Here is a 13,500-nt window from a genome sequence, read left to right on the forward strand (position 1 = left end):
GTTGGATAAGTATACCGGAAAAAGGCTGGACGGCCGTTATGAAATCCATGAATTGATCGGTGTTGGCGGAATGGCGCTGGTGTACCGTGCCTATGATCAGATTGATGACCGCACAGTAGCCATTAAAATCTTAAAAGACGAATTTTTGGGGAACGAGGATTTCATCCGCCGTTTTAAAAATGAATCCAAGGCGATTGCCGTTTTGTCCCATCCCAACATCGTAAAGGTATACGATGTCAGCTTTGGGGATCAGATTCAGTACATTGTAATGGAATATATCGATGGAATTACACTGCGGGAATATCTGGATCAGCAGAAAGAAATCAAATGGAAAGAAGCGATCCATTTTACCGTGCAGATTCTGCGCGCCCTGCAGCATGCGCATGAAAAAGGCATCATCCACCGCGATATCAAGCCGCAGAACATCATGCTGCTTCAGGATGGGACCATTAAGGTCACCGACTTCGGCATCGCGCGCTTTTCCAGAAATGAAACGCGTACCATGACCGATAAGGCCATCGGCTCGGTTCATTATATTGCGCCGGAGCAGGCCAGGGGAGACCTCACGGATGAAAAGGCGGACATCTACTCCGTCGGCGTAATGCTGTACGAGATGATCACGGGCCAGCTTCCGTTTGAGGCAGACAACGCGGTTTCGGTCGCGATTATGCAGCTTCAGGCAGACCCGCGCCCGCCGAAGGACATCAATCCGGCCATCCCCGACGGTCTTGAAGAGATCACGCTCAAGGCCATGCAGAAGGACCCTTCCCAACGGTATCAATCCGCGGCGGAAATGCTGCGTGATATCGAGCAGTTCCGCCGGAATCCAAGCATCAGCTTCCAGTATAAATATTTTATTGATGAAAAACCGACCAAGTACGTAGACGCCATCAATACGGTGCGCGGAACGGAAATGGCGAACTATAATGATAACTATGCCTACGAGGAGGAATACTCCCGCGGCAAAAAGAAAAAGAAATCCACGGCTACGCTGGTGATCAGCGGCGTTTTGACCGCGTTTCTGCTGGCGGCGGTGGTATTCGGCATCATGGCGCTCACCCGCAGCTGCAGCACGCAGGAGGTAGAGGACGTCGATCTGCCGAATTTTGTCGGGCAGAAGCTCTCCGACATTCAGGCGGACGAAAAGTATAAGGAATTCCAGTTTAAGATCGAATATGCCGAGGATTCCAGCAAGGATCCCGGAATCGTTCTGGATCAGAACCCCAAGGGCACGAAAAAGGTGAAGGCCAATGCCGAGATCACACTAACGGTCAACGGCGAGAGCCAGACAGTGACGATTCCCCCGGTAAAAGGGCTGACACAGGCGGAGGCCGAAGAAAAGCTGAAGGCCCTGAACCTGCAGTATGAGATCTATCAGGTAGAGGACGACCAGACCGCCGCGGGCTATGTGAAGGATGTTGTCCCCGCCGAGGGCTCAGAGGTTGCGCAGAGCGGAACCGTCGTCAAGCTGTATGTCAGCAAGGGCCCCTCCTCCACAGAGGTGAGCGTTCCGTCCGTTATCGGCAAAAATCTGGATGCGGCGAAAACCGATATTCTGGCGGTCGGCCTGACGGTGGATGCTGAAATCACCTATGTGGACGACAGCGATAAGGCTGAGGGCGTCGTGATTGAGACCTCTCCGCTTCCGGGCGTAAAGGTTGCCAAGGGCACGCCGGTGAAAATCAGCGTCAGCTCCGGCAAGAAGAGCGAAAAGACGATCGATATTTACGTGCAGCTGCCTTCGCAGGTCACGCACGATATTGCGCTGAAGGCATACCTCGACGGTACACTGTATTCAGAGAAAACAGTGAATCCCTCTTACAACAGCGTGTACCAGATGAGCTTTAAGGGAACCTCCGGCCAGAAAACGCTGATCATTCAGCTGGATGGCCAAAAATACAACACGTTCCTGCTGGACTTTGACACGGGTGCTCCGCGCCAGACAGAAAGCTACACGTACCAGGAGCCGGACGAAAGCAACGACACCAGTGGAATTACGAGGGCACCTTGATGAAAATGGAACGTGGACTATTGCGAAAAGGAATCGGCGGCTTCTATTATGTAGAAGCCGCCGATACAATCTATGAGGCGAAGGCGCGCGGGATTTTCCGCAAACGGGGGATCACGCCGCTTGCGGGTGATATCGTCGATATCAGTATTGAGGAGGACGGCACCTGTACCATCGAAGAAATCGGGGAGAGAAAGAATTCTCTGGTCCGCCCGCCCGTCGCGAATCTGGACCAGCTGTTTCTGGTCGTATCCGTCCTGCATCCGTCGCCGAATCTGCTGGTGCTGGATAAAATGCTGGCCGGTGCGGAGGAAAAAGGAATTTCTCCGGTGATTGTGTTCTCCAAGACAGACCTGGAGGATTGCAGTGAATATCTGGAGATTTACCAGAAAACCGGTATCCCGGTGCTGACGGTGTCTTCCGTTACCGGGGACGGGGTAGAACGGGTGCGCGAGCTGCTGCAGGGGAAGCTGTCCGCCTTTTCAGGGAATTCGGGCGTGGGGAAATCCTCCCTATTGAACCGGCTGGATGAACAGCTGAGCCTGCCTACGGCAGAGATCAGCCAGAAGCTGGGGCGCGGGCGCCACACCACCCGCCAGGTGGAGCTGTTAAAGCTTGGGCCGGATACTTATGTTGCGGACACCCCGGGCTTTTCTTCTGTGGATATGATTCAGACCGAGCTGATCCGAAAGGAAAATCTGGCGCATGATTTTCGGGAGTTCGCGCCGTATCTGGATCAATGCCGGTTCCACTCGTGTTCCCACACAAAAGAAAAGGGCTGTGCTGTTCTGGCCGCCCTGCAGGAGGGAAAAATCGCCCCTTCGCGGCATCAGAGCTATGTGACAATGTACGATGAAATCAAAAACATTAAGGAATGGGAACTCAAATGAAAACTTGCGTGATTATCGGTGCCGTTCCGGTGCAGAACCGGAAGCAGATGGAGGAATTCTGCGCCGATGCTTTTGTGATCTGTGCGGACGGCGGACTGGACGTTGCTGCACAATATGGGATTGTGCCGGACCTGCTGGTAGGGGATTTTGATTCTGTACAGTCCCAGCCGCCGCAGAGCGTGGAAACCATTCACCTGCCGGTGCACAAGGATGATACGGACACCATGTTCGCGATCCGCGAAGCCATTCGCCGCGGCTATCAGGAATTTGTTCTTCTGGGTGTTCTGGGCGGCGAGCGCTTCGACCATTCTTACGCGGCGCTTTGCGCGCTGCAGTTTATTGCCATGCAGAACTGCCGCGGTGTATTGGTGGGTGATCACTGTCAGGTGTTCGTGCTCTCCAGCGGGCGGCTGCGGCTGCGCGACATGATGGGGCAGACCATTTCGGTATTCCCGTTTGGCACGCCCAGCTGTATGGTCACCTATCAGGGGCTGGAATATCCCCTCAATCGCCATACCCTGTATTCACAGGATCCGCTCGGTGTGAGCAACCGGATCACGGAGCCGGTTGCCGAAATCATCCTGCATGCGGGTATCGCTTTGATCATCGTGGTTGACGAAGCGTCGGGGGACAAAAGAGAAGCCGCCGAACCTTCTTAAAAAAGGTTTCAGGGAAACTGATCCTCCCGAAGTATACGAATACCAAACAGGCGATTCCTTTTCCCGTTGCAGACGGGGAGAAGGAATCGCCTGTACTTATATCAGACCATTTTAAAATGCCTGTAAAAGGAACCAAATTTCTAATTGCGTATATACTGTAGTAAGGCGGAAGCAAAAAGGGCCTTACTCTGGATATAGGCGGTGGAACGTATGCGAAAAGGATGCAAACGCACAGGTGGTCTTGCGGCCTACTCCGTTGCCTTTGGCCTGGGTCTGGTGCTTTCCTGTTTTCTTCCGATCGGGCTAACCATGTTCATCATGGCTGTTCTGCTGGTGGCGCTGGGCATTGCGCTGCTGCGCTGCTGAACATAATTAGGAGGTCTGTACGATGAAAGTAGTAGTAGTAAGAAGCTCCGGGTTCTTTGGTTTCATTTTGAGAAAGATGTTTGGAATTCCCAAGTCCCGCGTGGAGCAGTAACTCCCCGTCAAGGCAAAACGATCGTCAGCTTCAGGTTTCGATTCATAAGGGTGACCACCAAAATCACAAAAAAGAGCAGGCAGCAAAGCTGCCTGCTCTTTTTTGTTGCATTCCTTTTCCCGCTCGTTCAGAGAAGGTTTTTTAGGCAGGGGAAACGGCTGTTTCTCCATTCGCCATGGCAGCCAGAATCTGCGGCTGCAGCAGAGTGATCCGCTTGTTTCCCACGGAGCGTATCATTCCATCCTCCTCAAACTGGTTCAACTTTCTGCTGAGAGTTTCACGGGCAATCCCCAAGTAATTCGCAATTCCCTCCCGGCTGAGCGGCAGGAACACCGAGGGGCCCTGTTCCGTCATCACACCGTATTTTCGGTCGAACTCCAGAAGAAGCAGCGCAATACGGCTGTCGATTTTCTGGGTGCCCGCATTCTGCACCACCTGCTCCAACGCAATCACGCGCCGGCCAAGCTCTTCAATGCATTGCTGGGCCAGCAGCGGGCGGGAGAGGATCATCTGCTGAAAATGCTCCCGCGAAAAAGAGCAGGTTTCTACCTTTTGGAGCGCCACGACATGGTAGCTTGCCCGTTCGTGCCCAAACAAATACTGCTCCCCAAAGAAGTCATTTTTAGAGAACAGATACAGAATCTTTTCCTGCCCGTCAGGGGCGATCCGGCAGGCTTTCGCACTGCCCTTGCGGATGATGGTGATCCCATGGGGCTTTGAATCTTGCGCCAGTATGATTTCTCCCTTTTCATATTTGCGGTAGATCATCCGCCCCGCGATCTCTTCAAAATCCTCATGCTGTAATGCAGAGAAGAGGGGAACCTTATGCACGCACAATTCTTTCAGGCAGTTGATACATTTTAAATTGCAGTCCAAGAATCAATTCCCCTTTCAGCGCTAATTAGCTTAAACTAACGTAATTATATCCGACCAAAAATAAAATGTCAAAAAAACAATATAAGAACATTGTAAGTTCTATTAACGTGATGTAAATCACAGTTTAATGTACACCTTTTTAGTATAATATGTGTGCAAAGAAAGCTTACCGGTCTATTGGTATTGTGGAGAAGGGAGCCTGTGATTATGAATTTTGCAGAAGGTAAATGGACCAAAGAAATTGACGTACGAGATTTTATTCTCGCAAACTACACCCCCTACGACGGTGATGAAAGCTTTTTGGCATCGCCGACAGAAAATACACAAAAGCTGTGGGAGCAGCTTTCCGACAAAATGAAGATTGAGCGTGACCGCGGCGGTGTGTATGACATTGACGAGCATACCATCTCGACGATTACGTCTCACCAGCCCGGCTATATCAATCAGGAGCTGGAGGTCATCGTGGGCGTGCAGACAGACGAGCCGTTAAAACGTGCGATTATGCCCTTCGGCGGGATTCGTCTGGTGCATACCGAGCTGGAAACGTATCACCGGGAGCTGCCGAAAGAGATCGACGAGGTATTCAAGTACCGGAAAACCCACAACGATGGGGTATTCGACGTTTACACCGACGAAATCAAGAGGGCACGCCACTGCGGAATTATTACCGGCCTGCCGGACGCATATGGCCGCGGCCGCATTATCGGCGATTACCGCCGTGTGGCCCTGTACGGTACCGCGTTCCTCATTGAGGAAAAGAAAAAGGCAAAGAGCGAATCTGTTGCGGCCGCGATGGACAGCGACCTGATGCAGCTGCGCGAAGAGCTCAGCGAGCAGATCCGCGCGCTCGGCGAGCTGACGGAAATGGCGGCCTCTTACGGATTTGATATTTCAAAGCCCGCCTCCAATACCAGAGAAGCGATTCAGTGGCTGTATTTTGGCTACCTGGCGGCGGTAAAGGAACAGAACGGCGCAGCGATGAGCCTGGGGCGTGTTTCTACTTTCTTGGATGTTTACGCCGAGCAGGATATCAAAAACGGATTGTTTACCGAGGAACAGATTCAGGAGATGGTCGATCATTTCGTGATGAAGCTGCGTATCATCCGTTTCCTGCGCACGCCCGATTACGATGAGCTGTTCAGCGGTGACCCCACATGGGTAACCGAATCCCTGGGCGGAATGGCTCTGGACGGGCGGTACATGGTGACGAAAATGACGTACCGCTTTCTGCATACGCTGACAAATCTCGGCCCGGCGCCCGAGCCGAACCTGACCGTTCTGTGGAGTGAGCGCCTGCCGGAAGCATTTAAGGACTATTGCGCGAAGGTTTCGATCGAAACCTCTTCCATTCAGTATGAAAACGACGACATTATGCGCCCGAAATACGGCGACGATTACGGAATCGCCTGCTGCGTTTCCGCCATGCGCATCGGCAAGCAGATGCAGTTCTTCGGCGCCCGCGCAAATCTGGCTAAAGCTCTGCTGTATGCCATCAACGGCGGCAAGGATGAGCGCTACGGCATGCAGGTTGGCCCGGAGCTGGCTCCCGTTACCTCAGAATATCTGGAGTATGAAGAGGTGCGCCGCAAGTTCGACGCCATGTGCGACTGGCTCGCGAATCTGTATATCAACACCCTGAATATCATTCACTACATGCACGATAAGTACAGCTATGAGCGGATTGAAATGGCTCTGCATGACGAAGAGATTCTGCGCACCATGGCAGGGGGCATCGCCGGCCTGAGCGTGGTAGCAGATAGCCTTTCCGCCATAAAGAACGCCAAAGTAAAGCCGATCCGCAACGAAGCCGGGCTGGCCGTGGATTTTGAAATCGAGGGCGACTACCCCAAATACGGAAACAACGATCCGGTGGTAGACGAAATTGCCTCGGATATCGTCAGCAGCTTTATGAGAAAGCTGCGCCGCCAGAAGACCTACCGCAATTCGCTGCAGACCTTGTCTGTACTGACCATTACCTCAAACGTAGTTTACGGCAAAAAAACCGGTTCCACGCCCGACGGTCGCAAGGCGGGGGAGCCCTTCGCACCAGGAGCCAACCCCATGCACGGCCGCGACACCAGCGGTTCCGTCGCCAGCATGAAGAGCGTGGCCAGACTGCCCTATGATGATTCTGAGGATGGCATTTCCTATACCTTCAGCATCGTTCCCGATGCGTTGGGCAAGACGAAGGATCAGAAGACAAAGAACCTTGTCACCCTGCTGGATGGTTACTTCCTTGAGACCGGACATCATATTAATGTAAACGTATTCAACCGCGAAACCTTGCTGGATGCGATGGAGCATCCGGAAAAATACCCGCAGCTGACCATCCGCGTCAGCGGTTATGCGGTGAACTTTATCAAGCTGACACGCGAGCAGCAGAAGGAAGTTTTGAGCCGCACCTTCCACGAGAAATTCTAAAATCCTGCAAATGGGGTAAAAGGCGGCGTTTGCCGCCTTTTATTCTGTAAAGCTTTTTCAAAGGTCAGAAATTTTTTCTCCACTTTAGGTGAGAAAAAACAATTATTTCATTTTAGCCTTTTTCAGTGGTATGATGATAATATAAACAGCAGGGAGAAATGACAATGGGAATCACGGGATACATTCATTCGGTAGAAAGCTTTGGCACATTGGACGGGCCGGGCGTTCGCTATGTTTTGTTTTTGCAGGGCTGCGGTCTGCGCTGCCTGTACTGTCATAATCCGGATACCTGGAACCCCTCCTGCGGCAAAGCGGTCGATTCGGAACAGGTCGCAGCGGATATTGTAAGCTACCGCAACTTTATTCGCACCGGGGGCATCGCCATTTCGGGCGGCGAACCCTTTCTTCAGCCGGAATTTGTCGTCGATCTGCTGCAGCGATGTCGGAAGAACGCAATCCACACGGCAGTAGACACCGCGGGAAGCGTTCCGCTTTCCATTTCAAAGCCTATCATCGACGCGGCGGATATGCTGCTGCTGGATATCAAAAGTCTGGATGAAGAACTGTGCAAACGCCTGACCGGACAAGGCCCGGAAAACACCCTGGCCACACTCGATTACTGTGAGCAAACAAAAAAGCGGGTATGGCTCCGCCATGTGTTGGTGCCGGGCTTGACTCTGGACAAAGCTCTGCTGGAAGAAATGGCGGACTATCTGCGTTTCTTTTCCTGTATCGAACTGACGGAACTGCTCCCCTTTCATAAAATGGGGGAATTCAAATGGAAGGAACTGAATTTGCAGTATGAACTGGGGGAAACGCCTGCACCTTCCAAAGAAGAACTGCAGATGGTAAAGAGAATTTTTGAAAAAAACAGCCTGCGTTACTTATTAAAGGAATAAGGAGGATACGCGGGTCTAAGGGCCGTTTATCATGCTGATAAAAGATTGACAAGGCAGGAAGATTCTGCTATCATTTTAGTTAGTTTAATCTAACTTATGTGAGGGTATGATTCATTGAAACAGTATGTATGGCTGAATCCCGTATCGGTGGCGATGTACGGTGGAGAATATTTGATTGCTCAATTAAAAGAAAAGGGGATGGAACCGGTGGAATGCCGGTGGAATCATATGGATTCTGTCCGTGAAAAGTACCGGCAGGCCGTGAAAAAAACAGACCACTGTGTCGCGGATATGCGATGTCCCCTTGCGGTGGACTATGTCAAGAAGCAGTATGCGCCCGATGTTTTGGAGTATCCGCCCATTGAGCCGATTTTGCTGCATTGTGCGAGGGAACTGCATCAGCGGCTGCTGGGGCAGGGGGAGTTGCTGGTCACCACACCATGCCGCGCATTAAAAGAATTGGGGACGAGCCTTCATCTGCCGGGGGTGGAATTTCTGACCTTTCTAGAGCTGGCCGAACGGCACGACATTTCCCTACATAAAAAGAAATTGGATGAAAGCCCGATTCCACCGGGCTTTTTTGTGGGATTGGGCGACCGGGTCAAAATACTGGACAGCCGGGAGAAGATCGACGATTATTTTTCCGTGCCAGTCCCCAAAACACCCCCTGCGCTTCTGGAGCTGCTTTATTGCGAGGGTGGCTGCCACCATGGCGACGGAGTATGGGAGGGAGCAGAATGAAACAGACGCTGAAAGCCCTTCTGCCGATTGCTGTTCTGCTGGCCCTGTGGCAGGCGGCGGCCTCGGCCAAAATTTGGAGCGAATATGTGCTGCCCAGCCCCGAGAGGGTGCTGCGTGCCTTTACCACGATGGCGCAGAGCGGCGTTCTGTTCGAGAACATCTGGGTCAGCTTCTGCCGCGTGCTGACAGGTTTTTCCATCGCCTTTGCGCTGGCGTTTCTTCTGGGGCTTCTGGCCGGGCTTCGCCCGAATTCCTCCGTGTACTATAACCATATCGTGGAGTTTTTACGGAATGTTCCGCCGCTGAGCCTGATTGCTCTTTTGATTCTGTGGTTCGGCATTGGGGAAACCTCCAAGATCATTATTATCGTGTTGGCATCGTTTTTCCCGATGTTCCTGAACATCAAAAAGGGACTGGCCTCCTGCGACCCCAAGCTGATCGAGGTGGGGCGCTCCCTGAATTTTACACAGGGACAGATCTTCCGGCGAATCCTGCTGCCAAACGCTCTGCCGGATATTCTGGTCGGCATGCGCGTGGGGATGGGGTACAGCTGGCGCGCCATTATCGGCGCGGAAATGATCGCGGCGGCCGGCGGGCTTGGATATATGATTCTCGACGCACAGCAGATGTCCCGCTCCGACAAGGTGATCGTGGGAATCTTTGTCATCGGGATCGTGGGGTATCTTTGCGACCGGCTGTTCTCACTGGCCATCAAAAAAGCGCTGCATGGGGGTGTTGACAATAGCTGGAGCTAAGGTAGAAAAGCTGTACAAGAGCTTTCAGGTCGCCGGGAAAGAGCTGCCGGTGCTGCAGAATCTGACGGCGGAATTTCCCGAGCAGAGCATCACGGTGATTCTGGGCAGAAGCGGCTGCGGAAAAACAACCCTGCTGCGGATTCTGGCAGGCTTTGAGCCGCACAACAGCGGGGAGGTGCTTACCCCGGCGAAAGAAAAAATCGGGATGGTTTTTCAGGAGCCAAGGCTGATGCCGTGGCTGACCGTTTGGAAGAACATCACGTTTGGCGTTCCGAAAGAACGGCTGGCCCCTGCCGCCGTTGACCACCTTCTCAAAATGACGGGGCTTACCGGCTTTGAAAAAGCGTATCCGTCGCAGCTTTCCGGCGGAATGCAGCAAAGGGCCGCGCTGGCCCGGGCGCTGGCTTACGACCCGGAGCTGATTTTAATGGATGAACCGTTCGCCGCGCTGGATCACTTTACCCGCGAGGCAATGCAGAACGAGCTGATCCAAATTTTTTCCCAGCAGAAAAAGAGCATCATCTTTGTCACACACAGTGTGGATGAAGCTCTTTTGATCGGGCAGAAGATTCTGGTGCTGAACCCGGGCGGTGCGGCACAGGAATTTCTTTTGTCCCAATACACGTATCCGAGAGATCTGCTTTCCGATGAGATGATTGAACGGAAAAAAGAGATTCTCGGGGCAATTCAATCAAAAAAGGAGCATATGCAATGAAACGAATTCTCTCAGTCCTTTTGTCCGCGGCAATTGCGGCGGCCTCTCTCGCCGGCTGCGCAGCCGGCGGCCAGGCCAGCCAGCCCGAACCCTCACAGCCTGTTTCTTCGGCGGTGCCGGAGTTTACCGTAGACAAAATCGGCGTCACTTATGTCAAATCCCCGCTGAACGTTCCTTCGATCGTTGAAAAGAAAAAGGGTATTTTTGCAAAGGCGTTTGAAGAATACGGTCTGCCTGTGGAATACTCCAATCTGACCGCCGGACCGGAGCAGACGCAGGCGCTGGCCTCCGGCGATATTCAGTTTTTGTATGCGGTGGGCGCCACCTCTGTGATTCTGTCCGCCTCCAACGGCGCGGACATCAAAATCATCAGCACCTACAGTCGTTCTCCCGAGGCCTTCCGCATGTTTGCGGGCAAAGACAGTAAGATTCAGTCCGCCGCGGATTTGAAGGGCAAAAAGATCGCCGGCCCCAAGGGCACGATCCTGCATGAGCTGATGGTTGCTTACCTCGCCACCGCAGGCCTTACGGAAAAGGATGTGGAGTTTGTCTCCATGGGAATTCCGGACGCGCAGGCCGCGCTGGCCGGGGGTACGGTAGACTGCGCGCTGCTGGCCGGCCCCACTGCTTATAACATGGCGAAGGACGGCTATAAAGTTGTCACCACCGGAAAGGGCCTTGTGGATGCTACCATCGTCGTGGCCACCAGTCAGTCCTTCTACGATAAGAACCCCCTGCTCGTCAAACGCTTTTTAGAGGCGGAGGATCAGATTGCCTCCTACATGAAGGAAAATCCCGAAGAGATTCTGGAAATAACCGCAAAGGAAACCGAGCTGAGCATCGATGCCGTGAAGGAAATGTACCCCATGTATGACTTTGGCACAGAGATCACCGACGCGGACATCGCTTCCATGAAAAAGACGGAACAGTTTATGAAAAAGAACGCGATGATCGAAAACGACGTGGATATTGACCAGCTCATCCTGAAAGTAAAATGACGCTATATTGAGTGGCCTCCTCAGGCCGCAAGAAAAGCTTGTCTTTCATGACAATCCATTGAAAAGATGACATTGATTCCCTCCGCCACAGGCGGGGGGAATTGCCGTTTCAGGGTGAATTTGATTATCTTGATTGGATTTTTCCGCCTTGTTTTGCTTTCGCATATCCGCAACAGGCTGCACGGATCAGATATCGGCATTCCCCCGCCCACGGCGGGAGAATATTCTCTTTTTGGAAATGTTTCAAGTTGAAGCACGATTCTGATTGAGGTGTTTTCACCCTGTTTTGATTTATTATATCCGCAACAGGCTGCACGAATCAGGCATCGGAATTCCCCCGCCCACGGCGGGGGAATATTCTCTTGTTGGGGAATTTTTCAAATTGTGCTGCCGTTGCGATGGAGGGCTTTCTTTTTCTGTTTTGATTTAGCATATCCGGGACAGGATGCGAATAGAAATTAGGTAGAAACAGGAAAAGGAGAGAAACTCTATGGAGTATACACTCAACCGGCAGTCCATCTGCGCAAGTGAGATCATATTTGACGGTTGCCAGGAACAGCCAATCGACCTGGATTTCAGCCTTCCTGATTATTGTCCCGACATTCAACGCATCCTGAAGTGCCAGGTTTGCCCCCGCATTACCGGCAGGAGCATCATCGGGGATCACCTGGAGATCGAGGGCTCCGCGGCGATTAAGGTGATTTATCTGGATTCCGGCGGCAGCTGTATCCGGTGCTGCGAAAATGTCAAGCCGTTTTCGGCGTCGATTCCGCTGAAGAAGCAGACCGACAATGCGGTCATATTTACCAGCTCGCGTGTGGAATACATCAACTGCCGGGCAACGAGTCCGCGCCGTCTGGATATTCACGGGGCGTTTTCCATCTGCGCCAAGGTGGCGGAAAAGGTAAACAATGAATTTGTGAGCAATATTGAGGGCGATGACATTCAGCAAAAGCAGGAGCAAATCCCGGCCAGCCAGGTAACGTCGATTGCGCAGCAGCAGTTTTCTGTTTCTGAAGTACTGGAGATCAGCGACAGCAAGCCGCCGGCCAATAACATCATTCGCTCCGGCGCAACGGCGACCATTTCGGATTACAAGGTGGTCTCCGGCAAGCTGATCGTCAAGGGCGAAGTGAGCGTTAAGCTTTTGTATGCTCCCGAATCGGAGGATATGCTCCCCGAGGCGATGGAATATGTGATTCCCTACAGCCAGATGGTGGACGGCGATGGACTGGAGGAGGGGAACCTCTGCGATGTGAGCGTCAACGTGCTGAGCAATGATCTGCAGATCAAGAGCGACTCCTCCGGAGAAAACACGCTGTTTGAGGCCGAGGTTCGCCTGGCGGCCAACCTGATGGCATACGAGGACACGGAAATCGCCATTGTAACGGACGCCTATTCCACTCAATATGAGCTGGAAACCCAGACGCAGTCGAAGCCGGTCTTCCGGCTGATCGAGATGATCAACGACTCCGTTACGCAAAAGAACAGCTTCGATATCGGCGAAGGCGGCATCACGAAGGTGATCGACGTCTGGAACGAGATCAGCAGTGTTTCCGCAGAGGAAGAGGAAAACCAAATTCGTTTTACCGGCAAGCTGAATCTGTGCATTCTCGCACTCAACGCACAGGAGAAGCCTTTCTACTTTGAACGGGTCGTCGACTTCACCGCCAGCCATGAGTGGCGCAAAAAAGAGGGTGGAGTCTTCTGCGCACCCCGGGTAGAGATCAGCAATATCAGCTTCCGAATTACCGGCGGCACGGGAATTGAAGTAAAGACCGAGCTCAAGCTGACCGCCGCCGTGTTCCAATCCAGCAGCCACAGAATGATTGCGGGCGCAAACGCGGACGAAACCAAAACGCGTAAAAAAGATAACTCCGCCGCACTAACCATCTATTTTGCAGACGCGGGAGAGAGCCTTTGGGACATTGCCCGGCGCTACTGCACCTCCGTTTCCGCAATTCAAAAGGAAAACGAGCTGGAGGAAGATTTTGCTGAGAATAGGGGGATGCTTTTAATTCCAATGTAAGCGATCCCAAAAATAAAATTCTCTGCCTGAG

The 13,500-nt window shown here is 52.6% G+C and carries 13 protein-coding genes; 11 read left to right on the forward strand and 2 right to left on the reverse strand.

All coding sequences use genetic code 11. The features are described 5' to 3' along the window. Position 1 precedes the first annotated feature (1 nt). From pknB to TY09_RS18530, 4 genes are all read left to right on the forward strand, one after another. On the forward strand, positions 2-2,011 hold the full coding sequence (gene pknB, locus TY09_RS02520) for a Stk1 family PASTA domain-containing Ser/Thr kinase (protein WP_042430892.1): 2,010 nt from the start codon (positions 2-4) through the stop codon (positions 2,009-2,011). Then, a complete protein-coding gene (gene rsgA, locus TY09_RS02525) occupies positions 2,011-2,898 on the forward strand; it encodes a ribosome small subunit-dependent GTPase A (RefSeq protein WP_042430895.1) in 888 nt (295 codons plus the stop codon). The genes pknB and rsgA overlap by 1 nt, the downstream gene beginning before the upstream one ends. Further along, complete coding sequence (locus TY09_RS02530; RefSeq protein WP_042430897.1) at positions 2,895-3,557, forward strand: thiamine diphosphokinase; 663 nt, start codon at positions 2,895-2,897, stop codon at positions 3,555-3,557. The genes rsgA and TY09_RS02530 overlap by 4 nt, the downstream gene beginning before the upstream one ends. A 210-nt stretch (positions 3,558-3,767) precedes the next feature. Then, entirely contained in the window at positions 3,768-3,923 is a 156-nt protein-coding gene (locus TY09_RS18530) for a hypothetical protein (protein ID WP_009063740.1), read from the forward strand. Between the two features lie 6 nt (positions 3,924-3,929). On the opposite strand, the gene TY09_RS18225 is transcribed toward TY09_RS18530, so the two are convergent. Beyond that, positions 3,930-4,205: a hypothetical protein gene (locus TY09_RS18225; protein ID WP_147584579.1), complete on the reverse strand. Its 276-nt coding sequence runs from the start codon at positions 4,203-4,205 to the stop codon at positions 3,930-3,932. Further along, positions 4,177-4,911, reverse strand: a complete 735-nt coding sequence (locus tag TY09_RS02540) for a Crp/Fnr family transcriptional regulator (protein ID WP_042430900.1) — start codon at positions 4,909-4,911, stop codon at positions 4,177-4,179. The genes TY09_RS18225 and TY09_RS02540 overlap by 29 nt, the downstream gene beginning before the upstream one ends. A gap of 207 nt (positions 4,912-5,118) precedes the next feature. Here TY09_RS02540 and pflB point away from each other — a divergent pair, with 207 nt between their 5' ends. From pflB to TY09_RS02575, 7 genes are all read left to right on the forward strand, one after another. Continuing rightward, positions 5,119-7,332 carry a formate C-acetyltransferase gene (gene pflB / locus TY09_RS02545; protein WP_042430903.1) on the forward strand — a complete coding sequence of 738 codons (2,214 nt, stop codon included), beginning with the start codon at positions 5,119-5,121 and terminating at the stop codon, positions 7,330-7,332. A gap of 164 nt (positions 7,333-7,496) precedes the next feature. Beyond that, positions 7,497-8,231, forward strand: a complete 735-nt coding sequence (gene pflA / locus TY09_RS02550; protein WP_042430908.1) for a pyruvate formate-lyase-activating protein — start codon at positions 7,497-7,499, stop codon at positions 8,229-8,231. A 114-nt stretch (positions 8,232-8,345) separates the two neighbouring features. Further along, entirely contained in the window at positions 8,346-8,972 is a 627-nt protein-coding gene (locus TY09_RS02555) for a hypothetical protein (protein ID WP_042430910.1), read from the forward strand. Further along, positions 8,969-9,727: an ABC transporter permease gene (locus tag TY09_RS02560; RefSeq protein WP_042430915.1), complete on the forward strand. Its 759-nt coding sequence runs from the start codon at positions 8,969-8,971 to the stop codon at positions 9,725-9,727. Before TY09_RS02555 ends, TY09_RS02560 begins: the two co-directional genes overlap by 4 nt. Next, positions 9,699-10,442: an ABC transporter ATP-binding protein gene (locus tag TY09_RS02565; RefSeq protein WP_081759584.1), complete on the forward strand. Its 744-nt coding sequence runs from the start codon at positions 9,699-9,701 to the stop codon at positions 10,440-10,442. Before TY09_RS02560 ends, TY09_RS02565 begins: the two co-directional genes overlap by 29 nt. Then, positions 10,439-11,440: an ABC transporter substrate-binding protein gene (locus TY09_RS02570; RefSeq protein WP_020071754.1), complete on the forward strand. Its 1,002-nt coding sequence runs from the start codon at positions 10,439-10,441 to the stop codon at positions 11,438-11,440. Before TY09_RS02565 ends, TY09_RS02570 begins: the two co-directional genes overlap by 4 nt. Before the next feature lie 490 nt (positions 11,441-11,930). Next, the gene (locus TY09_RS02575) at positions 11,931-13,469 is read left to right on the forward strand and encodes a DUF3794 and LysM peptidoglycan-binding domain-containing protein (RefSeq protein ID WP_020071752.1); all 1,539 of its coding nucleotides are present in this window, start codon (positions 11,931-11,933) and stop codon (positions 13,467-13,469) included. Positions 13,470-13,500 lie beyond the last annotated feature (31 nt).

The organism is Faecalispora jeddahensis (genome assembly GCF_000577335.1).
GTDB lineage: Bacteria > Bacillota > Clostridia > Oscillospirales > Acutalibacteraceae > Faecalispora > Faecalispora jeddahensis.

Coding starts and splice junctions, on each gene's coding strand:
- rsgA (WP_042430895.1), top strand. CDS start 2,011: ATGAAAATGGAACGTGGACTATTGCGAAAAGGAATCGGCGGCTTCTAT.
- TY09_RS02530 (WP_042430897.1), top strand. CDS start 2,895: ATGAAAACTTGCGTGATTATCGGTGCCGTTCCGGTGCAGAACCGGAAG.
- TY09_RS18530 (WP_009063740.1), top strand. CDS start 3,768: ATGCGAAAAGGATGCAAACGCACAGGTGGTCTTGCGGCCTACTCCGTT.
- TY09_RS18225 (WP_147584579.1), bottom strand. CDS start 4,205: ATGGAGAAACAGCCGTTTCCCCTGCCTAAAAAACCTTCTCTGAACGAG.
- pflB (WP_042430903.1), top strand. CDS start 5,119: ATGAATTTTGCAGAAGGTAAATGGACCAAAGAAATTGACGTACGAGAT.
- pflA (WP_042430908.1), top strand. CDS start 7,497: ATGGGAATCACGGGATACATTCATTCGGTAGAAAGCTTTGGCACATTG.
- TY09_RS02560 (WP_042430915.1), top strand. CDS start 8,969: ATGAAACAGACGCTGAAAGCCCTTCTGCCGATTGCTGTTCTGCTGGCC.
- TY09_RS02565 (WP_081759584.1), top strand. CDS start 9,699: ATGGGGGTGTTGACAATAGCTGGAGCTAAGGTAGAAAAGCTGTACAAG.
- TY09_RS02570 (WP_020071754.1), top strand. CDS start 10,439: ATGAAACGAATTCTCTCAGTCCTTTTGTCCGCGGCAATTGCGGCGGCC.
- TY09_RS02575 (WP_020071752.1), top strand. CDS start 11,931: ATGGAGTATACACTCAACCGGCAGTCCATCTGCGCAAGTGAGATCATA.